Source organism: Streptomyces sp. NPDC044003, assembly GCF_056435185.1.
On the sequence record NZ_JBWKFA010000005.1, the window covers coordinates 136,106 to 159,061 of the forward strand.

Annotated in this window: 23 protein-coding genes and 3 pseudogenes; 23 read left to right on the forward strand and 3 right to left on the reverse strand. The window is 70.9% G+C overall.

From position 1 onward, the window contains the following. Window positions 1–52 precede the first annotated feature (52 nt). The gene (locus AC07AW_RS21020) at window positions 53–3,541 is read left to right on the forward strand and encodes an FG-GAP-like repeat-containing protein (RefSeq protein WP_478817002.1); all 3,489 of its coding nucleotides are present in this window, start codon (window positions 53–55) and stop codon (window positions 3,539–3,541) included. A gap of 532 nt (window positions 3,542–4,073) precedes the next feature. On the opposite strand, the gene AC07AW_RS21025 is transcribed toward AC07AW_RS21020, so the two are convergent. Together AC07AW_RS21025 and AC07AW_RS21030 are read right to left on the reverse strand one after the other, a co-directional pair. Further along, window positions 4,074–4,505 (reverse strand): hypothetical protein, encoded by a 432-nt coding sequence (locus AC07AW_RS21025; protein WP_478817003.1) that lies wholly within the window; start codon window positions 4,503–4,505, stop codon window positions 4,074–4,076. After that, a complete protein-coding gene (locus AC07AW_RS21030) occupies window positions 4,490–4,750 on the reverse strand; it encodes a hypothetical protein (protein ID WP_478817004.1) in 261 nt (86 codons plus the stop codon). Before AC07AW_RS21030 ends, AC07AW_RS21025 begins: the two co-directional genes overlap by 16 nt. 346 nt (window positions 4,751–5,096) lie before the next feature. On the opposite strand from AC07AW_RS21030, the gene AC07AW_RS21035 reads away from it, so the two are divergent. The 15 genes and pseudogenes from AC07AW_RS21035 (at window position 5,097) to AC07AW_RS21105 (ending at window position 16,735) form a co-directional block, all read left to right on the forward strand. After that, entirely contained in the window at window positions 5,097–6,374 is a 1,278-nt protein-coding gene (locus AC07AW_RS21035) for a hypothetical protein (protein ID WP_478817005.1), read from the forward strand. Between the two features lie 292 nt (window positions 6,375–6,666). Then, window positions 6,667–8,455 (forward strand): annotated as a pseudogene (locus AC07AW_RS21040) (type IV secretory system conjugative DNA transfer family protein). After that, window positions 8,452–8,688 (forward strand): hypothetical protein, encoded by a 237-nt coding sequence (locus tag AC07AW_RS21045; protein ID WP_478817006.1) that lies wholly within the window; start codon window positions 8,452–8,454, stop codon window positions 8,686–8,688. The pseudogene AC07AW_RS21040 and the gene AC07AW_RS21045 overlap by 4 nt, the downstream one beginning before the upstream one ends. Then, window positions 8,685–9,857 (forward strand): DnaB-like helicase N-terminal domain-containing protein, encoded by a 1,173-nt coding sequence (locus tag AC07AW_RS21050; protein ID WP_478817007.1) that lies wholly within the window; start codon window positions 8,685–8,687, stop codon window positions 9,855–9,857. The genes AC07AW_RS21045 and AC07AW_RS21050 overlap by 4 nt, the downstream gene beginning before the upstream one ends. Before the next feature lie 85 nt (window positions 9,858–9,942). Next, complete coding sequence (locus tag AC07AW_RS21055; RefSeq protein ID WP_478817008.1) at window positions 9,943–10,485, forward strand: hypothetical protein; 543 nt, start codon at window positions 9,943–9,945, stop codon at window positions 10,483–10,485. A gap of 1 nt (window position 10,486) precedes the next feature. After that, window positions 10,487–10,660, forward strand: a pseudogene (locus AC07AW_RS21060) (hypothetical protein); the annotation flags it as partial. Between the two features lie 121 nt (window positions 10,661–10,781). Next, window positions 10,782–11,021 (forward strand): annotated as a pseudogene (locus tag AC07AW_RS21065) (DNA cytosine methyltransferase); the annotation flags it as partial. 758 nt (window positions 11,022–11,779) lie between these two features. After that, window positions 11,780–12,382: a DUF4913 domain-containing protein gene (locus AC07AW_RS21070; RefSeq protein WP_478817009.1), complete on the forward strand. Its 603-nt coding sequence runs from the start codon at window positions 11,780–11,782 to the stop codon at window positions 12,380–12,382. Further along, window positions 12,379–13,164, forward strand: a complete 786-nt coding sequence (locus AC07AW_RS21075) for a glycosyl hydrolase (protein WP_478817010.1) — start codon at window positions 12,379–12,381, stop codon at window positions 13,162–13,164. The genes AC07AW_RS21070 and AC07AW_RS21075 overlap by 4 nt, the downstream gene beginning before the upstream one ends. Continuing rightward, a complete protein-coding gene (locus AC07AW_RS21080) occupies window positions 13,161–13,637 on the forward strand; it encodes a hypothetical protein (RefSeq protein WP_478817011.1) in 477 nt (158 codons plus the stop codon). Before AC07AW_RS21075 ends, AC07AW_RS21080 begins: the two co-directional genes overlap by 4 nt. Continuing rightward, a complete protein-coding gene (locus tag AC07AW_RS21085; RefSeq protein WP_478817012.1) occupies window positions 13,634–14,302 on the forward strand; it encodes a hypothetical protein in 669 nt (222 codons plus the stop codon). Before AC07AW_RS21080 ends, AC07AW_RS21085 begins: the two co-directional genes overlap by 4 nt. Then, window positions 14,299–14,721 carry a winged helix-turn-helix transcriptional regulator gene (locus tag AC07AW_RS21090; protein WP_478817013.1) on the forward strand — a complete coding sequence of 141 codons (423 nt, stop codon included), beginning with the start codon at window positions 14,299–14,301 and terminating at the stop codon, window positions 14,719–14,721. Before AC07AW_RS21085 ends, AC07AW_RS21090 begins: the two co-directional genes overlap by 4 nt. A 26-nt stretch (window positions 14,722–14,747) precedes the next feature. Beyond that, on the forward strand, window positions 14,748–15,152 hold the full coding sequence (locus AC07AW_RS21095; RefSeq protein ID WP_478817014.1) for a winged helix-turn-helix transcriptional regulator: 405 nt from the start codon (window positions 14,748–14,750) through the stop codon (window positions 15,150–15,152). A 96-nt stretch (window positions 15,153–15,248) separates the two neighbouring features. Beyond that, window positions 15,249–16,187 carry an SPDY domain-containing protein gene (locus AC07AW_RS21100; protein ID WP_478817015.1) on the forward strand — a complete coding sequence of 313 codons (939 nt, stop codon included), beginning with the start codon at window positions 15,249–15,251 and terminating at the stop codon, window positions 16,185–16,187. Window positions 16,188–16,246: 59 nt separating this feature from the next. Beyond that, window positions 16,247–16,735: a hypothetical protein gene (locus tag AC07AW_RS21105; RefSeq protein ID WP_478817016.1), complete on the forward strand. Its 489-nt coding sequence runs from the start codon at window positions 16,247–16,249 to the stop codon at window positions 16,733–16,735. Window positions 16,736–16,739: 4 nt separating this feature from the next. Here AC07AW_RS21105 and AC07AW_RS21110 read toward each other — a convergent pair whose 3' ends face one another. Further along, window positions 16,740–17,006, reverse strand: coding sequence for a hypothetical protein (locus tag AC07AW_RS21110; protein WP_478817017.1), 267 nt, complete (start codon window positions 17,004–17,006; stop codon window positions 16,740–16,742). Window positions 17,007–17,230: 224 nt separating this feature from the next. On the opposite strand from AC07AW_RS21110, the gene AC07AW_RS21115 reads away from it, so the two are divergent. From AC07AW_RS21115 to AC07AW_RS21145, 7 genes are all read left to right on the forward strand, one after another. Then, complete coding sequence (locus tag AC07AW_RS21115; RefSeq protein WP_478817018.1) at window positions 17,231–17,578, forward strand: SPDY domain-containing protein; 348 nt, start codon at window positions 17,231–17,233, stop codon at window positions 17,576–17,578. A gap of 112 nt (window positions 17,579–17,690) precedes the next feature. Then, window positions 17,691–18,059 (forward strand): winged helix-turn-helix domain-containing protein, encoded by a 369-nt coding sequence (locus AC07AW_RS21120; protein ID WP_478817019.1) that lies wholly within the window; start codon window positions 17,691–17,693, stop codon window positions 18,057–18,059. A gap of 67 nt (window positions 18,060–18,126) precedes the next feature. Next, window positions 18,127–18,279 carry a hypothetical protein gene (locus AC07AW_RS21125; protein ID WP_478817020.1) on the forward strand — a complete coding sequence of 51 codons (153 nt, stop codon included), beginning with the start codon at window positions 18,127–18,129 and terminating at the stop codon, window positions 18,277–18,279. Between the two features lie 56 nt (window positions 18,280–18,335). After that, a complete protein-coding gene (locus AC07AW_RS21130) occupies window positions 18,336–18,596 on the forward strand; it encodes a hypothetical protein (protein WP_478817021.1) in 261 nt (86 codons plus the stop codon). A 41-nt stretch (window positions 18,597–18,637) separates the two neighbouring features. Beyond that, the gene (locus tag AC07AW_RS21135; RefSeq protein ID WP_478817022.1) at window positions 18,638–18,850 is read left to right on the forward strand and encodes a hypothetical protein; all 213 of its coding nucleotides are present in this window, start codon (window positions 18,638–18,640) and stop codon (window positions 18,848–18,850) included. 75 nt (window positions 18,851–18,925) lie between these two features. After that, a complete protein-coding gene (locus AC07AW_RS21140) occupies window positions 18,926–19,255 on the forward strand; it encodes an esterase (protein WP_478817023.1) in 330 nt (109 codons plus the stop codon). Between the two features lie 421 nt (window positions 19,256–19,676). Next, entirely contained in the window at window positions 19,677–22,952 is a 3,276-nt protein-coding gene (locus tag AC07AW_RS21145) for a sigma-70 family RNA polymerase sigma factor (RefSeq protein WP_478817024.1), read from the forward strand. Window positions 22,953–22,956 lie beyond the last annotated feature (4 nt).

Below are 22,956 nucleotides of genomic sequence, written 5' to 3' on the forward strand. Positions count from 1 at the left end.
TCAGCCGGTGCCCTGAGAGCCCGGATCCTGGGAAGTAAGGGGTTGTCTCCTGATGAGACAGACATGGCAACGGCCCGCGGCACGGCGTGTGAGCGCCTTGGTAGCCACGGCCGTACTTGCTGCGGGTGGCATCACGTACGCGGGCTTGCGTGCTACCTCTGCCGAAGACGCGTCCACCGCTTCGGAAGCGGGACAGGGCGGCAAGAGCGCGCCTGGGACGGTGAGTCAGGCGAGCGCGGCGTCGCGGGCGCGCAAGACCGGTAAGCCGGTGGAGGTCACGGCGCTGCGGACGGTCCGTTCGATGACGTGGGCGCGTCCGGACGGGCTGATGACGAAGAAGCTGTACGCCTCTCCGATCTGGGCCAAGGTCGGCCAGCAGTGGAAGGAGATCGACACCACGCTGCGGCGGACGGACAAGGGCTGGGCGCCTGCGGCCACGAACACCCGCATGGTGTTCTCCGGCGGCAGCAAGGCTGGCGGCGCCGAGCGGGCGTCGCGTGCGCAGGTGAGCCGCGTCTCGCTCGTGAAGGGTTACAAGGCAGAGGCTGGCGCGGGGAGTCCGCTGGTCACGCTCACCGTCGGTGGCACGGCCGAGATCCCTGAGCTGCACGACATCCAGCTGACCTGGCCCGGGCCCGTGCCCGCGCCGATCATCGATGGATCGCGGGCGCTGTATCCGGAGATCTTCCCGGGTGCCGATCTGGTGCTGACGGCCGAGGACGACGGCTTCGCTCAGCTCCTCGTGCTGAAGAACCGCCAGGCCGCGGCGGACCCGCACGTGGCGCAGCTGTCGTACGGGCTGGCCTCGCCCACCCTGACGTTCCATCTCGATCCTGCCTCGGGCATCGTCGGGGCCGAGGACGCCGATGGCCAGGAAGTGGCGTTGTCACCGACCCCGCTGATGTGGGACAGCAGTGGCAAGCCTGCCGTCACCGACGGTGAGCTCGGGGCGTCGTCGCAGCCGACCGCGTCCGAGTCCGTCGAGCCGGTCAGTACGAGTGCCGCCCCGGAGCCCAGCGCCAGCGCGACCGAGGACCTGGCCAACGACAACGTCGACCCCGAGGCCGAGGTGCTGCCCACCGCCACGGACGAGCCTGCGCCCACGCTCACCGACGCACCGCTGCCCACGGCCCCTGCCGAGCCCACCCCCGAGCCCTCCCAGACCGGCTCCGCCGCCACCTTGAGCCTCCCGCTGCTCAACGGCCCCTCGCCCGAGTCCCGCGGCGACGTCGTCGAGAGCGACCTAGGCGAGGGCACCTGGCTCCTGACGCCGAACCTGGACTTCCTCAACGACCCTGCCACCGTCTACCCGGTCTTCATCGACCCGACGGTCAAGAAGCACACCCAGGACTGGACCACCGCCTACAGCCGCTACCAGACGGCCACCTTCTTCAACGGCAAGGACTTCAACAAGGGCGGCACCCACGAGGCCCGTGTCGGGTTCGAGTCCGACACCTGGGGAACTTCCCGCTCGTACTTCAACATCGCGTTCGACAAGAACCTCAAGGGCGCCAGGATCCAGAAGGCCACCCTGCGTCTGCTGGAGACCTACTCCTGGTCCTGCGACGCGCGGTCCATGTCCGTCCACCTCACCGGCCCGATCGACGCACGTACCAACTGGAAGAACGCGCCCGTCCTGAGCGATGCGAATCTGGCCGCCTCCCCGCGGAGCTTCGCCCACGGCTACAAGACGGGGTGCAAAGACGCCTACGAGACCTTCGACGTGAAGGCGGCCGCCCAGAAGACGGCCGACAAGGGCAAGAGCCTGATCACCTTCGGGATGCGCGCCAGGGACGAGAAGTCCCAGTACGCCTGGAAGAAGTTCACGGCCGACGGGGACAACGCCCCCGTTCTCGAGCTGACCTACAACCGTCCCCCGACGAACCCGACGAGCCACGACCTCGGCCCCGACTTCCGGTGCACCACCACACCCCCCTACGTCAAGGTCGGCGCCTCCAGCATCACCTTCACCGCCCGCTCCACCGACAAAGACGACAACCTCGCCTCCCTCAACTTCGCCCTGTGGCCCACCGGCAAGTGGTCCACCACCGGCAACATGCTCAAGTCCACCGGCACCGTCTCCGTCGGAGCGGACACCTCCGACGCCAAACGCACCACAGCCGCCTTCTCCACCAGCGGCCTGACTAATAACGTCACCTACTCGTGGAACGTCCGGGCCGTCGACGCCGCCGGCACCTCCTCGGCCTACACGCCCACGGTGCCATGCCGCTTCATCTTCGACAGCGTCGCGCCCAGACCCCCCAGGGTCAGCTCCACCGACTTCCCCGACGCCGACGGCATCGACAACGACAACTCCTTCGGCAACGCGCCCGAAGACTCCAACTGGTCGACGAAGAAGTTCGGCACCCCGGGCTCCTTCACCGTCCAGGCCCTCGAAACCGACGTCATCCGCTACGAATACGGCTTCAACGCCAACAGCTACCCCTACACCCTGGCACGCACCGCCGGCACCTCCACCTCGGTCACGGCCACCCTCGCCAACACCAAGCCCCCCGCCGCCGGCCCCAACGTGCTGTACGTGAGAACCGTCGACGGCGCCGGACACTTCTCCGAGCCCACGAAGTACTTCTTCTACGTCACCCCCCGCGACCAGGCGGACGCCGCAGGCGACTTCACCGGCGACAAGCTCCCCGACATGCTCACCATCACCGCCGGCGGCAACCTCCGCCTCTACCCCTCGCACGCGGACAAAGACCTCAAGCCCACCGGCGACATCGACTACTCCATGTCCGGCGCCTACCGGGAAAACCCCGCCAAGGACCCCAACGGCGGCGACAAGGAAGAGACATTCATCGGCCCCGTCTCCGGCTACTTCGGCGGCGCCCTGATCACCCACAACGGAGACTTCTACGGCGGCGACGGCCTGCAGGACATCATCGCGGGCGTTGGCGGCAAATGGTGGGTCTACCCCGGCGACGGCTACGGAGCCGTCAACATCACCAAGCGCCGCGAAATCCTCCTCCCCTCCAACGCACCCGCCCCCTCCACCTTCGTCTACACCCAGATCCTCGCCACCGGAGACGTCACCGGCGACGGCCTGCCGGACATGTTCGCCACCGCCGGCGACCAGCTCTGGGCGTTCACCGGCTACAACGGAGCCTCCTTCACCGAAGCCCGCATGCTCACCAGCGCACCCTGGGCCACCCGCGACCTCGTCACCGTCGCCGACATCGGCGGAGACGGCGTGCCCGACCTCCTCTTCCGCACCGAGGAAACCGGACGAGGCCTGCTCCTGCGCCACGGCAAGCCCGGCGCGAACGGCGGTGTCGACCTCACCTCCCTCGCCACCGGCGCGAACTCCAAAACCGGCCAGGACGAGGTCTACGGAACCGGCGGCTGGAACAAGGACTCCATGCCCATGCTCATGGGCACCCCGTCTGCCAACGGCGACGCCATCCCCGACATGTGGGCAGCCGCATCCGACGGAAAGCTCTACTTCTACCCCGGCGGCCCCGACGCCCACGGCACCCGCTTCATGGCCAGCGACCTCGGCTGGACAACCAACCGCGCCATCGGCTAACCAGCCAACGCAGGAAAGGGAAGGGAGACGACCACACCACGGTCGCCTCCCTTCCCTCGTTGCACCACGGTCAGAGGCGCCGGCCGACTTTTACTCCTCGCCTGAAGCATGGGCCTCAGTGCGTGGATGTCCGGAATGGTGCAGGTGAGGGTACGCATGGCTCCGGGCGCGGTTTCCGTGCCTGCCCCCTCGATGGTGCTCGGCGTGACGGTGGTCAGTATCGGACTGCTCGCGACGGTACTCATGCCGTGATCAACCGAGCTCGCGGGCCTCACGGTCATTGGGCACCTTCCCGGTTCACCCCTCGCGGGGTTCGCCGCCACCGACACGGGTGAAATCCTTCGTCTAAACGTCTGCGATACGCATCCGGTCCTGTTTCGCCGTACGGATCGAGCGGGCGAGCCAGAGCTTCTCACGGATCCGTCTCGCTCGCTCCACAGGTCAACGTGCGACGCCGCCGACTGCGTGCCGGACTACCGAACAGGCACCAGGGCACGCGTTCCGGGGCAGGTTGTTTCCGTTGTCCTATTGATCAGAAACTCATGGGGTTCTCGTCCAGGATGTAACGGGCGTGCGGGCCGCCGGAGTAGCCGCGGACGATGTGCGGCTGACGTTGGCGTCTACGGAATAAACTGCCTGCCTCGGCAGTGAGTTCGGCCTGGTCTCGGGCCCGGTGCTGCTCGGGCAGGCTGTGCTTGAAGTCCGCGTTGACGGAGAACCGGCCCCCGCTCCGCCGCACCACCGGGCTCTCCCCCTTCTCACCCCAGGTACGGCCGGTGACCTGGTCGGACCTGATGCCGACCTGACCGACGGAGAGGATCGCGCCTCCGTCGGCCTTCGCCTTCGCGCGGATCTCCGGCCAAGTCTCTTCATGCCGGCGCCGCACGGCCTGCGGGCCCCACTCAACGGCCCGCTTGTCCCGGCGCTGGAAGGACAGCCCCCACCGCTTCAGGCACTTGCCCACCCCACCTCAGCCAGCCGCACCCGATACATCACGATCAGCTCGCCCACCAGCCGCCCCGTCCACAGCTGACCGGAAAGCCCCACGTCACAAGGCTGGTGGTCCAGGACCTGCCGCACCGCGGCCTGCTCGGCCTCCCCGAACACCTGGTGCAGACCGACCGGCCTGCCACGAGGACGCATCACCAGCGCCTCCCGCCCGCCGGTTTGCCACTTCGCCCACCACTGGTCGACAGCCTTCAGCGACACCCCCGAAGACCGCGGCCACGTCCTCGCAGACCCGTCCCGCCACCAACACGGCCACCGCCCGCAGCCGCAAGGCCTCCTGCGCCGACGTCGACAGATGCCGCGTGTCCCCCACCAGATCTCTCACACCACCAACGCCCCAGAACCCAAACCATCCCGGATCGATAGCCGCTCGGTGCCCGCTGCGGCGAGGCGCCGGGGCTCCCTCTCCCGCCAAGGTCTGAGCCGGGCGAGCACGGCGTCTATCAGCGATCCCCGGCCGGGCCAAATTACGAATCCTGCGGATTCTCTCCCTGTTGGTCCGACCTCCCGGACCCTCGTTTCTTCCTTCTCTTTCGAGGTAGACGCCGTGATCGCCCACCTGCAGCGCGCCAGCGACACCGCTGGCCTGCTCTCGTACCTGTACGGGCCGGGTGAACGTGGTAACCACGTCAACCCCCGGCTGGTCGCGGGTGACGGCCATGGGGCGCCGATCGAACTGCTCACCGAGCCGGGCTCGCTGTCGTACTTGGCCCAGGCGATCGACGCTCCCGTCGAGCGTCTCGGGGCCCGTGTTCCCGCTCGGCCAACGTGGGTCTGCTCGGTGCGTTCCGACCCCCGTCTGCCGGACCTCACCGACGCGCAGTGGGCCGACGTCGCCCGACGGCTGGTGTCCGCCACCGGTATCGCCCCGGACGGTGATCCGGATGCCTGCCGGTGGATAGCCCTGCGCAACCAGCCCCGGCAGGTGTACGTCGTGGCCAGCCTCGCCCGCGAGGACGGCGGCCTGCACAACGGCTACCGCGACGCCTTCCGCCTCCAGACCGAATGCCGCCGGATCGCGGCCGAGCTGGGGCACCTGGCCACCGCCTCCCATCCGACTTCCCGTGCCCAGGAGACCTCTGTGCCCGCTCCTCCGATCACCATCTCCTCCGAGTTCAGCGGCAGCGTCGTGGCGAAGGGCGCCAACGACGATCTCTCCGCCTTGATCCTCAAGCACGCCGGCTTCCAGCAGATCCAGGACTGGCACGGTCGGCGCCACCGGCTTCCCACCACCACGCCGGTCGCCGACCAGGTCGCCATCGCCAGTCACGCCGCCGAAATGCTCCGCGCCGCCCGCTACGACGTCGCTCTCGCGCCCTCCCTGGACGTGGCCCGGATGAGCACCCCGGCGAATCCGCTTGAGTCCTACGCAGCTGGCGCCGCACTTCTCCAGATCACCAATGAGATCAGGTCGGCCGCGAACGGAGAGGGCCTCCGGCGAGCGGTCGACCAGCTCCTCCACCCCGAGCACGGGGCCTTGGAGCGCGTCCGGGAAGCGCTGGAGGTCGCCGGCGAGCACATCAACGACCTCGACGACGAGGCGTACGGGCTGGCCGACCGGTTCGGCTTCGCGGCGGACTTCGTCTGCTCGGCGCAGTCGGAACTCGTCGACTCGGAGGACGAGCTGCGTCGTGTCGGCGGCCCTTCTCGGTCCGAGGCCGAGGCGCCGACGCGCTCCTCGGCCCTGTCCGCCTCCCGGAGCGCGGCGCTGGCCGTCTCGCCCGCGGTGGCCAAGGCCGAGGTCGTCACCTCGGCCTTCGGTATCGATGTCGTGGGATCCCGCCCGTCTGCCCGTGCGCCGCGCGCCTCCGGCCCTCGGCGGTGATCGGGGTGCCTTCTTCCGCCGTGTCCTCCGCCGGTCTGTCGCGTACGTATCTCATGCGGGCGGCCGATGCCCTGGCCAGTGCGACGGTTAACTACGCCATCCCTCACCTGGTCCTGGTCGCCACCGGCTCAACGCCCTGACAGGCCAGTACCAGCACCCGCCGGCCGCCGCCGGATACCCAGCCCCAATCTCTGCTGAACGTTCCCGTCCGATCCACAAGGAGTAGGCCCGTGAGCTGCACGAGAGCCGAGCGCGCCCCGCCCACGCCCGCTCGCACCCCAAGGAACCGCCCGTGCCCTCCCCGCGCACCAGCGCGCCGTCGACCACCACCGGCTCCGACGCGCTCCTCTACCTCCTGTTCGGCGTCCTCGGCGCCGCCATGGCCTTCGGCTCCCTCGCCTGGCTGACCGGTAACCTCACCAACTCCCTCGTCGGAAGCGGCCCGTGGGCCCCGTTCCGCGCCGCCGACGCCCTGCTGCACCCCGAGGTGCTGTGGCCGGCCATGAGCACCACCGCGCTGCTGGTCGGCGCCCGCGTCGTTCCCGGCCTGCTCACCCTGGCCCTGCTCACCACCGGCCTGGTGCTCTGGATGCGCTGGCGCTCCGGTGCCAAGACCGGTCTCGCCCGCAAGGGGGACCTGGCGCCGCTGCTGGACAAGGAGATCACCGCGAAGGCGAAGAGCCTGCGCCCGTCCCTCGGCGACCGGGAGTGTAAAAGAGGTCGCTCCCGCTGACCGCGGCATCCTGCTCGGCACCCTCGACCCGGGCCGTGCCGAGGTTCGCGCGTCCTGGGAGGACGTGATCGTCGCGATCATGGCCCCTCGTTCCGGCAAGACCTCCGGACTGGCGATCCCCGCGATCCTCGCGGCTCCCGGCCCGGTCCTGCTCACCAGTAACAAGGCGGCGAACGACGCGTTCACCGCGACGGTGGACGCCCGTGCCGAGGTCGGTACGGTCTGGACCCTCGACCCCCAGCAGATCGCCCACCATCCGCGCGAGATGTGGTGGGACATCCTGGCCGACGCCCGCGACCTGGCCGGGGCGAAGCGGCTGGCCGGGCACTTCGTCGCGGCGAGCGTGGACGAGTCGAGCGGCTCCGACTTCTGGTCCACCGCAGCATCCAACACGCTCAGCGCCCTGTTCCTCGCCGCCGCAAGCCACCGGCGGCCGATCACCGAGGTGCTGGCCTGGCTCGCCTCCCCCGCCGACCGGACCCCGGTCGACCTGCTCACTGACGCCGGCCACGACGCGGTCGCCGCCCAGCTCCAGGGCACCGTCTCCGGCGCGACCGAGACCCGCGACGGCATCTACGAGACGGCGAGGCAGTACGCGAGCTGCCTGCTCGACCCGGAGGTCGCCGCCTGGGTCACCCCTAGCGAGGACCTCCCCGAGTTCAAGCCCCTCGCCTTCGCCACGTCCCGCGACACGCTGTACCTGCTGAGCAAGGACGGTGGTGGCAGCGCGTCGGCGATCATCGCGGCGGCGGCCGACGCGGTGATGCGCGCGGCCGTGATCGTCGCCGAGCGCTCTGGTGGACGGCTCGACCCGCCGGCCCTGTGCGTCCTCGACGAGGCCGCCAACGTCTGCCGGATCTCTGATCTCCCGGACCTCTACTCTCACCTGGGCAGCCGGGGCGTCATCCCGGTGACGATCCTGCAGAGCTACCGGCAGGGCCAGCGGTGCTGGGGCGAGGCCGGGATGGACGCCCTGTGGTCCGCCGCCACCGTCAAGATCGTCGGATCGGGCATCGACGACGCCGACTTCGCCGACCGCCTCAGCCGACAGGTCGGCGACCACGACGTCCAGACCGTCTCGGTCTCCACGAGCGAGAGCGGCAAGTCCACCTCGGTGAGCATGCGCACCGAGCGGATCCTGCCCCCGGACGCGATCCGCGCCCTGCCCAAGGGCAAGGTGCTGCTGCTGGCCACCGGGCTGCGGATCGCGATGCTCAACATCCGGCCCTGGTACAAGGAGCCCTCCGCCAAGGTCGTCGGGCCTGCCTCGGCCCGCGCCACGAAGGCGATCACCGAGCGGGCCCTGGCGAAGACCGTCGGCTACGACGACTTCGGGCTGTCGGCATGAGCGCGCCCACGCCGCCCTCCGCGCGGCTGGCGCAGTCGCCGGCCGTCCGGCTCGACGGCCGGTGGTGGCTGGTCGGCGAGGCCGGATCGGTTCCCCTGTCCGATCCCGCGTTCACCACCGTGCTGGACGGCTTCGCCGAGGCACTGTCCACCGCCAACCGGGCGGTCGCCGATCTGCGTGCCCGGCCAGATGAGCCGTCCGCGTCCGTTCCCAGTACGGGAGGCTGGCGATGAACCCGCTGATGGACGCCGAGCAGGCGCTCCTCGGCGCGGTGCTGCTCGACCCGGGCCAGCTCTCGCACCTGGAGTGGCTCGCGCCGGATCACTTCTACCGGCCGGTCCACCAGGCCCTGTTCGGCGCGCTGCGCAAGCTCCGGAGCGACGGCCATCCCGCGGTGGAAGGCGAGGGGCCGGTGCCGCTGTCGTGGGTGACCGACGGGGTCAACGAGGCCAGCCTCCACGTGCGGGGGCTGACCGCCTCGTACGCCCACACCCTGATCTCGGCCTGTCCGCGCCCCGCGCACGCCCCGGTGTACGGCCGCATGGTGCTGGAGGGGGCGATCCACCGCACCGTCGCCCAGCACGCGATCCGTCTTCACCATGTGGCGCGCGCGGGCACTCTGCGGGGCGAGATCGAGGGGACGCTGCACTACGCGGACGTCCTGGCGGGAGTACTCACCGATCTCGCGCGGCGGTGGGGCACCGAACCGCGACCGGTCGCGCCCGCGCCGCCGACGGCCTCGATCCCCTCCGCCCTTCCGCCGGCGCAGGCCGATCAGGTGGCCGAGGACGAGGCGTTCCTTCTGGCCGTCCTCGTCGAGCGGCCGGGGGCCATGGGCGAGGTGGTCGACTGGCTACGGCCGGGGGACTTCGCCGACCCGGTCCACGGGCAGGTCTACCGATGCCTGGGGGCCCTGCACCACCGGGGCGAGCCCATCGATCGGATCACCCTGCTCTGGGAAGCCCAGCGGCGCGGCCTGCTCGCCGACGGCGCGCTGTCGGAAGACCGGTTCGCCGTCATCTGCGGTGGCGTGGCCGCCGGCGACGCCGAGTGGCTCGGCAAACAGGTGATGCGCTCCTCAATCACACGGACCGCCGCCACCTCCGCGCGCGCCGTCCGAGCCCTGGCCGAGGACGAGGCCCTCGCCCCGGGCCGGCTGATCAACCACGCCCTGCACGCACTCGGCCCGCTCGACGAGGTCCGCGCCCGCTGGGAGACCGCACACGGTCGGCCGGCCTCCCGGGCACCGTCCTCCGCGTCTTCCCCGAGCGGGCCGCCGTCGGCGCGGGTGCGCGCGGCACTCACCCGCAGCGCCCCGCGTGCCGCTCCCTCTCCACCGGACCGGCTCTCCCTCGGGCCCGCCCCAACCGCCGCGCGCCTGCCCTCGCGCACCCACAGCTGACACCCCCTTTCCACCGCTCCGCTCCTCATAGACGGGATCCACTGTGACCACGAGCTCCCTTTCCGACGCCCTGGCCATACGCGCTATGGCCTCTGCCTTCGACGCCCAGCGTGGCAAGCTCCCGGTCTCCGGCGACCCTCACCGCCTCCCCGGAAGCATCGTTGTCGCCCAGCAGATCTCCGAACTCGGCAAGCTGATCACCGAGCTGGGCGATGAGGTCCTCTTCCGCACCGTCAACAAGGAGGCCGGCTCCCGCACCACCCCGGCCGTCTCCGGCTTCTCGGCCGCCGTTCGGTACGCCGGTGAGGCTGCAACCGCTCTCGGAGAAGTGGCCCAGCAGCTCACCTTCCTGGAGCAGACCGAGCACCTGTACGAGCAGCCCGACGCCCGGGACGCCCGGGAGGCCGCGGGGCTGGTGATCGAAGACCGGCTCGAAACGGCGGACACGGCCCTGCGGGAGGCGGCCGACTCCCTGCACGCCGCCTCGACCACGGTCTCGCCACCGTCCTCCCGGCTCCGGGCCGCTCTCACCCGGACCGCCACCCCTGTGTACGGGGCCGCACCGGCTGCCCCCGCTCCGTCGGCGTCGGCGCCGGCTCCCGCAGCCCGGACCGTACAGGGCCGGTGACATGTCCTCCTCCCTCTCCCGCCCTCCACGGATCGGGTCGCTCTGCTCCGGATACGGCGGCCTCGACCTGGGGGTGCAGGCCGCTCTCGGCGGCACCCTGGCCTGGCACGCGGAGGTCGATCCGAACGCCTCGCGCATCCTGGCCCGCCACTGGCCCGGCGTCCCCAACCTGGGCGACATCACGACCGTCGACTGGTCCGCCGTCCCCCAGGTGTGCGTCCTGACGGCCGGCTTCCCCTGTCAAAGACGTCTCCGTCGCCGGCCGCCGGGCCGGACTCAACGCCCACACCCGTTCCGGGCTGTGGCTGCACGTCGCCCGTGCGGTCGAGGCCCTCCGACCCTGCTTGGTAGTGATCGAGAATGTCCGCGGCCTCCTCACCTCCCCCGCCGGTTCCCCTGGCGACGTGGAACCCTGCCCGTGGTGCCTGGGAGACACCGCAGGTCAGCCTCCTCTGCGGGCACTCGGTGCCGTACTCGGATCCCTGGCCGACCTCCGGTACGACGCGAAGTGGCTCGTGCTTCGCGCCTCCGACGTCGGAGCCCCGCACCGGCGCGAGCGGACCTTCCTCACAGCCTGGCCCGCCGGAGACCCTGTTCAAGACACCGACCAGCAACATCGGGAAGAACGGCGGCTCGCAGCACCCGGCCAAGAGGAAGAGCGGGGGCCACGGTCCGAACCTGGCCGACGAGGTCGAATGGCTCCTGCCGACCCCGAAGGCGTCGGACGGCATCAAGGGCTCGCCCAACCAGCGGCACTGCAACGGGGACATGACCCTGCCCAGTGCGGCGGCATCGCTGTTGCCCACCCCCCCCGGGCCAGCGACACGGGCACCCCGGGCCGCCGCCCCGGCAAGGGGTGGCGCCCTCCCCTGTCAGCGGTGGTCCTGCCGTTGTGGACGGGGTCGTCGCCGGAAGCCGGGGAGACGGCGGACGGTGGGGACCGTACGCAGCCGCCATCACCCGATGGGAGAAGCTCACCCGCCCCGCGCCGGCGCCCACCGACGCGGCCGGTCGGCTGCGCGCCGACTTCGTCGAGTGGATGCAGGGCCTCGACGCCGGCTGGGTCACCGCCACCCCGGGACTCGGACGCCCAGCGCAGCTCACCGCGCTCGGCAACGGCGTCGTACCCCAACAGGCCACTCGGGCTCTGCAGTTGCTGGCACCACCGTTCCCGCGCTGTCCACGCTGCGCGGACGGGTAGCGGCTGCCTACCGGGTTTTCGCGGCCGGGCCAAACCGCGGATTCTCCGCATCCTCTCGGGCATGTCGCCGTCTCACAGATGGAGCACGCACCCATGTCCGACACCAGCCCGACCACCCCCGGCCCTGAGCCGTTCCGGGTCTCCGACGGAGACCTCGACGACCTCGCCAGCACCCTCGCCAAGACCATCGCGGAGGTCAGGCGCCACGGCGTCATCCTCGACCGTCTCGGCTCCGAGCCCGATCCCGTACCCGCTGCCGACCGGCAGACGGACGGCGCTTCGGAAGCCGGGGCGGCCGGCCAGAAGGCCGAGGGTCCCGCCTCGGTGTTCATCGTCGCCCTGGGCGGCGAGGCGTACGCCGTCGAACTCGCGGCCCTCAGCGACTGGGTGAACCACCTCCTGCTGCCGGTGTACGGCCGGGAGATCAGCACGACGCGTCCGTGGTGCGCGCAGTGGTACGAGCATCCGGAGGCCGTCGCCCGGCTGCACGCCCTCTGGCTCGCGTGGCAGCAGCTCACCGACACCGAGGCCGGCCTGGCCGGTCCGTCGACCTGGCACCGCGACCACCTGGACCAGGCCCTGGTGCACCTGCGCGCACCAGACGGTCCGTTCGCCGCGTGCACGACGAGCCCGACCCGCCCCAACCACCGGGTCCTGGCTACTCCCGCTCCCGAGCAGGCGGAGGTGGCGGCGTGAACGACGGTTTCGACTTCGATTTCGATCTCGACGAACTCGCCCCCGCCGATGACGCGTCCGCGGAAGCGGTGGAGCGGTTCTGGTCCGGCGACCTGAGGGCGCTGTCCCGGCACCACATCACACCCGACGGCTCCCACGGCTTCGTCGTCGCCCACGACCAATCCGTTACGTGGGGAGCACGCGGCGAGCCGGAGATCATGGCGATCGCGGTCGCGCGGGATCTCAGCCGGTTCACGTTCACCCTGGAGACGAGCTACCACGCCACGGTGCCCTTCGCTCAGGCGTGGCTGGTCGAGCGCGGCTGCCCGCCCGAGAAGATCGCCAAGCTCTACAGCGACGTCGTCAAACCCGCCGACGATCTCACGGTCCAGGTCGAGGGGAAGATCCGGGAATCGGGCACCCGATATGAGGTCCTCGACACCTACACCTCGGACTTCGACCCGAGCGAGACGTGGACGCTGACCCGCGACTCCCGGTCCGTCGAGGCGCCGATCCGGGTCTTCCACGAGGAGTGGGAGCAGGGCGCCGACACGTACACGATGCGCGAGGGCGCGTTCGCCGACGTCGGCGCCGCCCGCGCCTGGCTGGACGACCGCAGCGGGCCGCTGCCCGAGCCGCCGGAGTACGGCGATGACAACGGCGCCGTCGTCCGGGCCCGCGTGGCCCGCATCGCCCTCTCCCGGTCGGCCGGTGCCTCCACAGCACCGAAGGCGGGCCTCGACGCCCCCCGTACACCTCCGGCGGGACCGGTCCAGCGTCCGGTACAGGGGAGGCTGCTGTGAGTCGCGCCCGCTTCGCCTTCGCCGCACACCCGGACGCCATCGCCGATCTTCGTGAACTTCCCGATGAGATCCGTGACTTGGCGCTGCTGGAGCTGCAGAACCTTGTCCACGGAAGTGACGACTGCCTGCCGTTGAAGGGCCGCCTCGCCGGCTTCCACAAGGTCTACGTCGACCCGTCCGTGTCCTACCGGATGGTCATCCAGTTCCGCCCGGCCCCGCCGACCTCGACCCACAAGCGCGAGATCTACCTCGTCGCCGCCGGAAGCCGGAAGGACTACGCGGTCTACCGCACAGCCCACCTGCGCACCGCCCCGCCGCAGAACACCGCGGCGGCCTCCGCTGCCGAGGCCCGCGTCCAGGCCGCCCGGTCCCGTTCCTCCCTCACCGCCGGCAGCCCGACGGCCGCCCCGGCAGCTCCTCACCCAGCGGCCCACTCCACGGCCGCCCCATCCCGAAAGGTCCCCCCGCGATGACCACCGACCGCGCCCCGCTGTCCCGTACCGACCTGGCCGGCCTCCTCACCGAGGCCGCGCAGAGCGTCTCCGGGATCCTCACCGCCGAGTACCCGACGCCCGCCAGCCGCTCATACCTGCACCCCGTCCTGGGCGCGCTGTCCGCCGGCCCGCAGGTGGTGGGCGAACTGACCAACCAGCTCGAAGAGTTCATGGCTGCCGAACTGCGGCCCGCCACCCCGGCTTGCCTGTTCACCCTGGCCTCCTACGCCTCCGCGCTGGGCTGGCTCACCGAGTCCCTCGCGGAGCTGACCACCGCCGTCGACCAGATCTGCACACACGCGGGCATTTCCACGGACTCCCAGGACCTGGCCTTCGCCGCGTCCGAGGTCGGCGAGGAGGAAGACGGGTTCGACTTCGCCTTCAGCGCGCTGGAGTTGGCGGCGATCCGCACCGCCGCCGAGGCCGCCGGCCTCCCGCCCGGCGACTACGTCGGGGTGCTCTCCCAGTCGCTGCTCGCGGCCGCCCGGATCACCGACGCCTGCATGGAGATCTCCAGCGGCCTGCTCGAAGACGCCGCGTACGTCCTGGACGAGACGGCCGATCGCATCTGGATCGGCGGCGAACCCGGGGGCCTCCCCGCCCTGGTCCGCTCGCTCCTCGCCCACATGGAGGCAGCCGAATGAACCAGTCACACGTCCCCGCCCGGCCCGTCTTCCCCGTCAACGCGTTCGACGCTCAGCGCATCGAAGACGCGTTCGCCCTGATGGGGCCGAAGTGGGCCACCTGGTCGGTGATGACTCTGGCCCAGGAGGGCCGTCCCATGCGCATACGGGACATCGCTGCCAAGCTCCCCTTCGTCAGCGAGCAGGTGCTCGGCCTGCGGCTGGCCGCCATGCACACGAGCGGGCTGGTCACCCGGACCGACACCCGCCACGGAGCGCCATACCGGCTCAGCGCCCTCGGCGAGTCCCTGACGCACGTGCACCGCACCCTGGCCGACTGGTCCCGGATTTACCTGGCGCCCGGCGCGACGGCCGAAGCCGAACGCGTCGAGGACGCTGTACGGCGTCTGCGTCCACGTCACTCCACTGCCCTGCCCTGATCCAAGTCCTTGCCGACGGCGGCCCGATGCGGTTCGGCCACATCGCCGAGGGCATCGGCCGGGCCGACGCCTTCACCCGGCAGCGCCTCCTCCGGCTCCAGGCTGACGGCCTGGTCACTCGCACGGGACCGCAACACGGCGCCCCCTACATGCTGACCGATGCCGGTCAGGAGCTGGGCCCCGTCTACGCGACCGTCGAGCACTGGAGCGCCCCCTTGGCCACGCGGTGGCCCCCGGCTCCGCTCGCCCCTGTCGCGCCGGCCCAGCGAACTCACTCCGGTGTCCCGTTGGGAGCGGACGGCGCCCGGACCGCAGCAGCCCTGCGCCGGAGCGCCGCCGTGCCGACCTCCCTGTTCAGCCACGCTCCCCAGCCGCAACCGCGGGTGTCGGCCTCCGTGACCGTCCAGTCGGCCCCGGGGCGGTCCCGGTGATTCGGATGGCACCGAGAGCCAGCCACTCCCCGTCACCGCGGCGGCATCCGCGTACGCGGACCCGCTCTCCTCCCACCCACGCCCGGAGCTTCGACCATGTCCGCCCTTCCCGACCCGTCCCGCTACGAAGAAGTACTGGTCAGCCCCATGTACCTCGCCGGCTCCAATGGGGCCGGTGACGCCGGCTTCGCCCCCGTGGCCCACTGGCCGCACCACTACCTCGACGACGGCCCCTGCCAGCTCCTCGTCACCTCGCCCGACCAGCGGATCCGGATCGGGTGGTTCGGCGACGACTTCGAGCTGTGGAAGATCACCGCCTCCGAGGAGGCCGTCGCCCCGCCCCGCTGGACGGCGACCTTCAACCACGTCACCCCGGCCGAGATCGTCGCCGGCCTCACCACTGCCCTGGCCCAGGATTACGCCGCGTCCGACCCGTACGAGAACAACGGGCGCTTCCTGGCGGACCCGTCGGTCTACTGGGCCGATTCCCTCCAGCCGCTCCTCGACTCCGGCTGGCGCCGTGAGCCGGCCATGCACGGAACTGTCAACGTCAGGGCTCCCGACGGGCAAGCGGGCGCCCTGATCCGAAACAGCCATCCCCGCTGGGACGACGAGGCCGTCACGCTGTGGGCCGGCCCTCGGGGCTGGGGGACGCGGGCGGAGGCGGTGTTCACGTCCCGCACCCCGTCCCACCTGATCGCCGCGACGGCCGCCGCGATGGCGAGTTCGGCTCCGGCGGTTCGCGAGCGGCACATGATCCACCGCGAGGTGGAGCACCTGGTCACGCTGACCCCGGTAGGCCCGATCGCCGCTCCTCAGGGCTCTCGCGCTCCGACCCCGCTCGACGTACGGCGTACCGCTGTCACCGAGGCCGTCCGCCGTGCCGCGCGCGCTCCGCGGACAGCGGCCGACCTCCGCGTGTTGGCGGCCCGGAGCCGTACCACGTCCTCGGCCCGGATGCGGTCGTCCGCCCTCACGCCCGCTGCCGCAGCACGGGCGCCGGTCGATTCGTCGGCGCTCCGGCTCAGCCGCTGACTCCCGCCCGGACCTTCCCGGACGCCCTCTCCGCCCCTCCGGACACCAGGAGTTCCCTCATGCCCGACACCACCGCGCTCGACCTGGCCACCTCCATGATCGAGAAAGCCTGGGCCCAGCCCATCGAAGTCCTGGGGGTCCTCGCGGTCCGTCGCCCCTGCGACGACCCGCTCCTGCGCTCGGCCATGCACATCCGTACGGCCCTGGCCATCACCGGCAACGCGGCGGCCGTTCACCAGGAACGGCTGCACGCCCTGGCCCGGCCCGGGTACGTCCCGGCGTACTACGAGCTGGAACGGATCGTCAGCTCGGCCGCCGACCTTCGTGTCGCGCTCGCGGAGAGCGGCGCGCATGTGCAGGCGATCCGGCGCGTGGTCGAGGCGCGCGAAGCCTCCTCGACGGCGGACCGGGGCCCGGCCGCGAGCCTGTCCCGGGCCGCGGTCGCCCGCTCGGGGCTCGCTCCACGTGCCCCGGGCCAGGTGCCCGACCAGCCCGTTCCCGCAGCTGTCGTCGGGCCGCCGCCGACCGCCCCGAGGCCGCGCCGCTGACCGGTCAGGCGAGGTCCTCGTCGCGGTGGACGTCCTTGGTGCGGGCGCCCACCGCGCGGGCCAGCTCCTCCACCGTCAGCTCGACGCGTCGGCCGCCCGCGACCCGGTGCTCCACCACCGTGTCCTCGTCCGGCCATTCGTCGGGATGCGCTCCGACGCCCCACTGGCCATCGGCGACCATCGCGATGTCGCCCACGGTCCACGGCCGCCCGGCGGCGCGGATCTTGCGCTCCAGCCCGGCCCCGTCCCAGTGTCTGCTCGGCTCCGTCATCCCTGCTCCCCCTTCGGCTCCGTACGGCTCGCCGCCGTAACTCGGTTACGACAACCCCGGCCGCCGTTCCATTCCCGCGCCGCCGGCGTCCTGGACGCCTGCCTGTGACCAGTTCGCCCACGGCAGACGCGTCACCCCCGGAAACGACTACGGACTTCGGCACACCCCATGTCAACGTACGGGTGTCGGGAAAAACCGCAGGTCAACGAAGGGATCGTCCAACCGTGAACGCCTCCGCCACCCTCCTGCCCGCCGTCGTCCTCCCCTCCGTGGAAGCCCGCCACTGGCTCTCCTCGGACCACTGCGCCACCCCGGTCCTCGAACTCCTCCACGCCCTCGGCTGGACGGTCGTCGACACCCCGGAGTGCAACGTCCACGCGACGAGCCCGGACGGCCGCGTCTACGTCGGCTGGCTCCCCGAGGACCCCGCCGCCTGGACGCGCGACATCGTCTGGCGAGTCCAGGTACAGCCCACCGAAGGCGACGCGTGGGTCGAGGAGTTCGGTACCCACACCCCCGCCGAGGCGGTGGCCGGATTCATCGCCGCCCTCGTCGCCCACTCCTCCCGCTGAACCGGTGGCCGGGACGGGCCGGCGAGGGCCTGCCCCGGCCACCGATCCCCATTCGTGCTCGCGCCCAACGATCCGTGTGCCCTTCCTCCTTCACGAACGAAAGGCCCTGAAAGTGACCATCTATTCAGACGATCTCGTCCGCGCCTCCGGCCACATCGTCGGCCTGGGTACCAGCGTGCTCGCGGCCTACGACGCTGTCGCCGGTTCCGGCTCGGCTTCGTTCGGTCTTCCCCTGGCCTGCTGCGGGATGACGCTGGTCTACACCGCCGGTAGCTTTCAGGACCACCTCCGCCGCCGCGACACCCGGGTCGTCGCCTACCTCTCGAACAACCCCGATACGCCTCTCCCCGAGATCAGCGCCGCCACCGGCCTCAGCGAGGAGCGCGTCGCCAGCTCCCTTCAGCGCCTGGTCGCCGACGGCGCGGTCGCCTCCGAGGCGGGCCGGCCCCCTGCCGCCCGATCCTACCGACTGGCCCTCTGACTTCACCCTCCCCAGCCGACCGGCCCCTCCCGTATCACCGGTCCAACAGGAGGCCCCGATCGCACGCATGCTCCTGGCCACCCGCCCCGGCTACCGCCGTAAGTGCGCCTTCGCTCGCCGCTGCACCTGCTACCACCTCCCCGGCCAGTACGGCCGCCGCGCAAGGCCCCTTCGCCGCCGGGCCGAACAACACCGCTGGCAGCGCGACCTCTTCGTATGACCGAGCGCCCTGGTTCCCGCCGCCCCGGACCTCCTTCCCAACACGAGGAATCCACCATGCCGTTCCACGCCCCGCTCACCAACCACCACGCCGACGGCACCCTCTGCCCGGCGGACCACAAGCACACGAGCTCCGGCAAGCCGCTCCACGACGACTGCCCGGGACGCTCGTACACCCAGGCCGTCTGCTCGTGCGGCGGCTGGGAGATGAAGCAGCGCGGCAAGGGCTACGTCGCCGAGTGCCGCAAACGACACCTCGCCAACCACGCCCAGGGGCCGAAGGTCCTCCGAGACCTGCTCCGTCTCGACGCCTCCTGACGCTCCCACCCCGTACGCCCTCACCTCTCCCGGAGGCTTCCGTGCCCCAGTACCTGACCGTCGGCCACTTGCTCCACCGGCTCCAGGACCTCGACCCCAACCTGCCGATTCGCCTCGCCGTCAACCCCGACTGGCCCTTCACCCACTACCTGGCGGCCGAGGTCGTCGTCCGGGACGGCAAGGCGTTCATCGCCGACGACGGGCAAGAGGACCACCTCCCCCCGTCGGTGCGCGACGCCCTCATCTGGTCCTGATCCCCTCCCTCCTACTCTCCGGAGGCTTCCATCTCGCCGCACGTACACCCTCTGCACGGCCTCGCCGTACGCCCCATGCCAGCCGGCGTCCGCGGCGCGCTGGTCCAGCGCGTCTCCCCCCGGTACGACGGCCCGCTCGACGTCACCTGGCTCACCGCCGAAGCGCCGAAGCTCACCCTCGGACGCATCCGCCTCCACTGGGAGCCCGCTCCTCGCGGCGGTTGGAACGTGAGCGCCCACCTGGGCCTGGCCACCACCGAGGTGCACCTCGCCTCCTGGCCAGCCGCCCCGGACGACTGGCCGCGCCTGGTCCGCCCGACCCTCCACGAGGTGACCGGCCTCTGCGCCGCACTTGCGTTCGCGACCGACGCCCTGGCCCTCGCGAACCGCCTCGCAGAGGTCTGACCGACAAGCGCACCAGGCCGCCACGTGACGACCAGGGAGAGGGGCGGCCTTGCCGTACGCCGTTGAGGATGGGCAAGCTACCCCAGGGCCCCGTCGACACAAGGGTCTAGGAATTCAGCAGTACATGGGATGGCCCGATGATGGGCTACCGCCAGGAAGCGGCGCGAAGGACGACCCTTGATGTCTGACAACCCGGCGAGACCGGACTCTTCGGAGAATTCCCCGCCGGACGCCGGTTCGACCCCAACCTGCATCAGACCCTTCGGCCAGGCGACCCAGGGACAGAGGGGTGCGTAACCCGCACGCGCGCCCCGGCGAAAACTCCCAGAGGACCGTTTACACCGCAAACGTGGCGGGCATATGCTGCCGCCGAACGGATGAGGGACAGCTCGTTCCGTCCTGGCAGGAAAGTTGAGCGACCTTGGATCTCCGATCCGCGCTGGCGGACCTCCTCGGTTCTCTCCGCCGCGTCGCAGTTGACGGCATCGTCCCCGCTGCCGCGTTCGAGACACAGGTGGCGCCGCTCGGCCTCGACGAGGACGCACAGACGCGTCTCCTCTCCGAGCTCCGTCGCTTGGGTCTCCAGGTGGCCGACGCCCCGTCCATTCCCCGGCTCAAGGCATCCTCCCCACGTGTGGGTGCTGCGTTCGACCTCCTGCGCCGATACCTGGAAGGGCGCCGGGTTACAGAACGGGCCCGGTCCGGGGTGGTACGTCTGACGGGCCTGGATTCCTCAGAGCAGGCCCGGTTCGACCAGCTGGTGCGGAAAGCCGGCATCGAAGTCGTCGGCCGGAACACTGGGCAGAAAACCGCGGCCACCGAGCGGATCCCGGAAAGCACAGGCCCGAGCGCGACAGCCCGGCAAACCTCCTCAGGGACAGGCGGACCAAAGGCACCCAGGACCGTATCGCAGCCACGAGTGGCCCCGTCCCGACCTGAGCCCCACTCCGTCGTGGCCCCGGCCAGCTCCAGGACTGCCCGAACATCCCCGTACCTCGCCGAGCCCGTGCCTCGCCATCTCGTGCGCCCCCTCGACGCGGCACAGCGTGTCCTGGACGAGGACCGGAGCACCGTCAGGCCGGACAAGCGGATCCTCAGTGCGGAAGCAGAAGTCGGGCTGAGTGTCCTCCTGCGCGGCGGGCCCCGACGTATGGGTGTCGAGCCGACGGCCGAGGAGATCGCGGCCCTACCCCGCGACGACATCCGCCGGCGGGCGTACAACTGCCTGGTCCTCCACAACCAGCGGCTCTCCTGGTCCTACGTCAAGGGATTCGCCGGCCAGGGCTTGGAGGACGAGGACCTCTTCCAGCACGGCATGCTCGGAGTGATGCGGGCCGCGCGGAGATTCGACCCCGCGATGGGCTACAAGTTCTCGACGTACGCCTCGAACTGGATTCGGCAGAGCATGAGCCGGGCGGTCGCCGACGAGGGCGCCGCCATCCGCATTCCCGTACACATGCACGAGACCATGCGGAAAGTTGCCCGCGTCGAGCGCGAGCTCCAGCGCGCCGGCCGATCGCGCAGCGTCGCGGACGTCGCTGTCGCTGCCGACCTCTCGGTGCGCCAGGTCGAGGAGGTACGCCGGATCAGTCGGGTCACCGACTCGCTCGATCGCGAGATTGGGGAGGGGGCGAACCTCGGCGACCTGATCGGCGAGCGCTGGGCAGCCCCTTCGGTCGTGGAGGCTGTCCTCGCCTTGCTCGAGGCGGAAGAACTCGCGGCCCTCCTCGCCCGGTTGTCGGAGCGCGAAGCCCTCATCATCCGCCGGCGAGCAGGGGTGTTCGGTGAGGAGGAGGCCACTCTGGATGAGATCGGCAAGGACCTCGGCGTCACCCGAGAAAGAATCCGCCAGATCGAGAGCAAGGCCTACAGCAAGCTGCGCGGATACGTTCTGGAGCACCGGCCCAAACGGGAAGATCCGAATGAGCCGGTGCGGCCGGTACAAACGAAGCGGCTGATACAGGCGATCTCTGAGATACCAGCGGCACCGTCGGCCCAGCCCATTCAGCAGGCTGCGGACGCGGTCACGCGCAAGGCTCCCGCGCCTCCCGCGCCCGAGGAGTACGAGGGTGAGCCGGTCGTCCTGGACGTCGACGACACGCCTCCCTACGCCCGTTGGGACATCGCGGTCGCACGCCACACTCTATGGAAGCGCGACGAGCCCTGGATACTGGAGTACGCACGGCTGGCCCTGGGAGATGTCGTCCTCGACGACATCTTGGGCTCCGGGCACCTCGTTCCGGCCCGGCTCGCGGTCGCTCGTGGGCGTGCGGTGCCCGTCCTTACGGCCAAGGCGCTACGGACCCTGGCCCATGTCCTGGAGTGCCTTCAGACGACGGGCCGACGACCTGAGGAGTTCTTCGAGACACCTCAGGCCGCCACCTCCTCCCTGTCACCTCGCCAGGCCGTGCGCGAGGTCGAACTCGTCAGTGCACAGGGGCGGGGCATGCTCACGAACGCCCTCGACGCCTTCCTCAAGCTGACGCCGACTGCAGGCCCGGTCCCGGAGGCGGAACCGTCGTCCACCCCCGTACCCGTGGCAGACCCCGCGCCCGTACCCGAGTCGGTCACCCAGGAGACGCCCGTGCCGCAGCGGAACGACACCCCTGAGGTCCCGGCTCCGCATGCCCCGGCGCCCTCCGATGCTCCGTACCAGGGCTGGACCGAGGCATGCCAGCTCCCGCAGACCCTCGACCGGAATGTCCACTGGATGTCCGGGTACGTGCTGCTCGCCCTTGGCCCGGCAGTCCTCGCCGATGTACTCGGCGCCGACCCGGCGCGCGCCGTCGCCGACGCTTCCGAGAGGAGGCAGCTGTTGGACCGGCCGGTCGTCCTGGCGGTCGAGGTCCTCATGCGCGTCCTCGATGGTCTTCGCGCGCGGGAGCTGCGACCCGAGGACTTCTTCGAGTCCTTCTTCGCCGCCTCGCTCGGCATAACCCCCCGGGCGTACTTGTCGGAACACACTCTGGTGAAGCCTGATGGGCGCCTGGCCGTCTCCCAGGCGTTCGACGCGTTCCTCTCCACCCGACCCTCGGTCACCGCCCTCACACCTGTGTCCGCACCACCAACCGACGGCCATGCGCCGACCCCTGTCACGCCTCCCCAGCCAGCCACCGACGGGCGGGCCTCCTCGGCCCCGATAGAAAGCGACCTTTCCCGCGCGGCCGAGGAGCGGTACGAGCGCCGCCCCCTTGAGACGCGCGCACAGTACGAGCGCCGCCTCCGTGAGACCTGCGAACAGTACGAGCGCCGCCTCCGCACCGCCGAGGAAGGCCATGAGCATCGGCTCGGGGAGACTCGTGAGTACCACGGGCGCCAGCTCCGTGAAGTCCGGGAGCAGTACGAGCAGCAGCTCCGTGCTACCGAGGAGGAGGCCGGTCAACGGGTGTCGGCGCTGGAGGAACGGCTGCGGGCGGCGGAGGCGGCCTTCGCCGAACGGGAGGGGGCCGGGCAGCTCGCGGAGCAGACGGCGACCGCGCGGGTACAGGCTGCTGAGCAGTGGGCGCGACAGCGGATCACAGAGGTGGAGCAGGCCACGCAGGCTCAGGTCGCCGAAGCGGAACAAGCTGCGCAAGCCGCGCAGGCACGTGTCGCAGAACTGGAGGAGCGGGTGAAACCCGACCCAACCCCGCCGGCCCCACTTGCGCCCGCCGACTCTCAGGGCTCCGACCCGCGCAAGTGGTGGCGCCGTCGCTGACGCC

Excerpts from the sequence above, each read along its gene's own strand:
- AC07AW_RS21020 (WP_478817002.1), top strand. The coding sequence starts at position 53 with ATGAGACAGACATGGCAACGGCCCGCGGCACGGCGTGTGAGCGCCTTG.
- AC07AW_RS21045 (WP_478817006.1), top strand. The coding sequence starts at position 8,452 with ATGAGCGCGCCCACGCCGCCCTCCGCGCGGCTGGCGCAGTCGCCGGCC.
- AC07AW_RS21050 (WP_478817007.1), top strand. The coding sequence starts at position 8,685 with ATGAACCCGCTGATGGACGCCGAGCAGGCGCTCCTCGGCGCGGTGCTG.
- AC07AW_RS21055 (WP_478817008.1), top strand. The coding sequence starts at position 9,943 with ATGGCCTCTGCCTTCGACGCCCAGCGTGGCAAGCTCCCGGTCTCCGGC.
- AC07AW_RS21070 (WP_478817009.1), top strand. The coding sequence starts at position 11,780 with ATGTCCGACACCAGCCCGACCACCCCCGGCCCTGAGCCGTTCCGGGTC.
- AC07AW_RS21085 (WP_478817012.1), top strand. The coding sequence starts at position 13,634 with ATGACCACCGACCGCGCCCCGCTGTCCCGTACCGACCTGGCCGGCCTC.
- AC07AW_RS21090 (WP_478817013.1), top strand. The coding sequence starts at position 14,299 with ATGAACCAGTCACACGTCCCCGCCCGGCCCGTCTTCCCCGTCAACGCG.
- AC07AW_RS21095 (WP_478817014.1), top strand. The coding sequence starts at position 14,748 with ATGCGGTTCGGCCACATCGCCGAGGGCATCGGCCGGGCCGACGCCTTC.
- AC07AW_RS21100 (WP_478817015.1), top strand. The coding sequence starts at position 15,249 with ATGTCCGCCCTTCCCGACCCGTCCCGCTACGAAGAAGTACTGGTCAGC.
- AC07AW_RS21105 (WP_478817016.1), top strand. The coding sequence starts at position 16,247 with ATGCCCGACACCACCGCGCTCGACCTGGCCACCTCCATGATCGAGAAA.
- AC07AW_RS21110 (WP_478817017.1), bottom strand. The coding sequence starts at position 17,006 with ATGACGGAGCCGAGCAGACACTGGGACGGGGCCGGGCTGGAGCGCAAG.
- AC07AW_RS21125 (WP_478817020.1), top strand. The coding sequence starts at position 18,127 with ATGCTCCTGGCCACCCGCCCCGGCTACCGCCGTAAGTGCGCCTTCGCT.
- AC07AW_RS21130 (WP_478817021.1), top strand. The coding sequence starts at position 18,336 with ATGCCGTTCCACGCCCCGCTCACCAACCACCACGCCGACGGCACCCTC.
- AC07AW_RS21140 (WP_478817023.1), top strand. The coding sequence starts at position 18,926 with ATGCCAGCCGGCGTCCGCGGCGCGCTGGTCCAGCGCGTCTCCCCCCGG.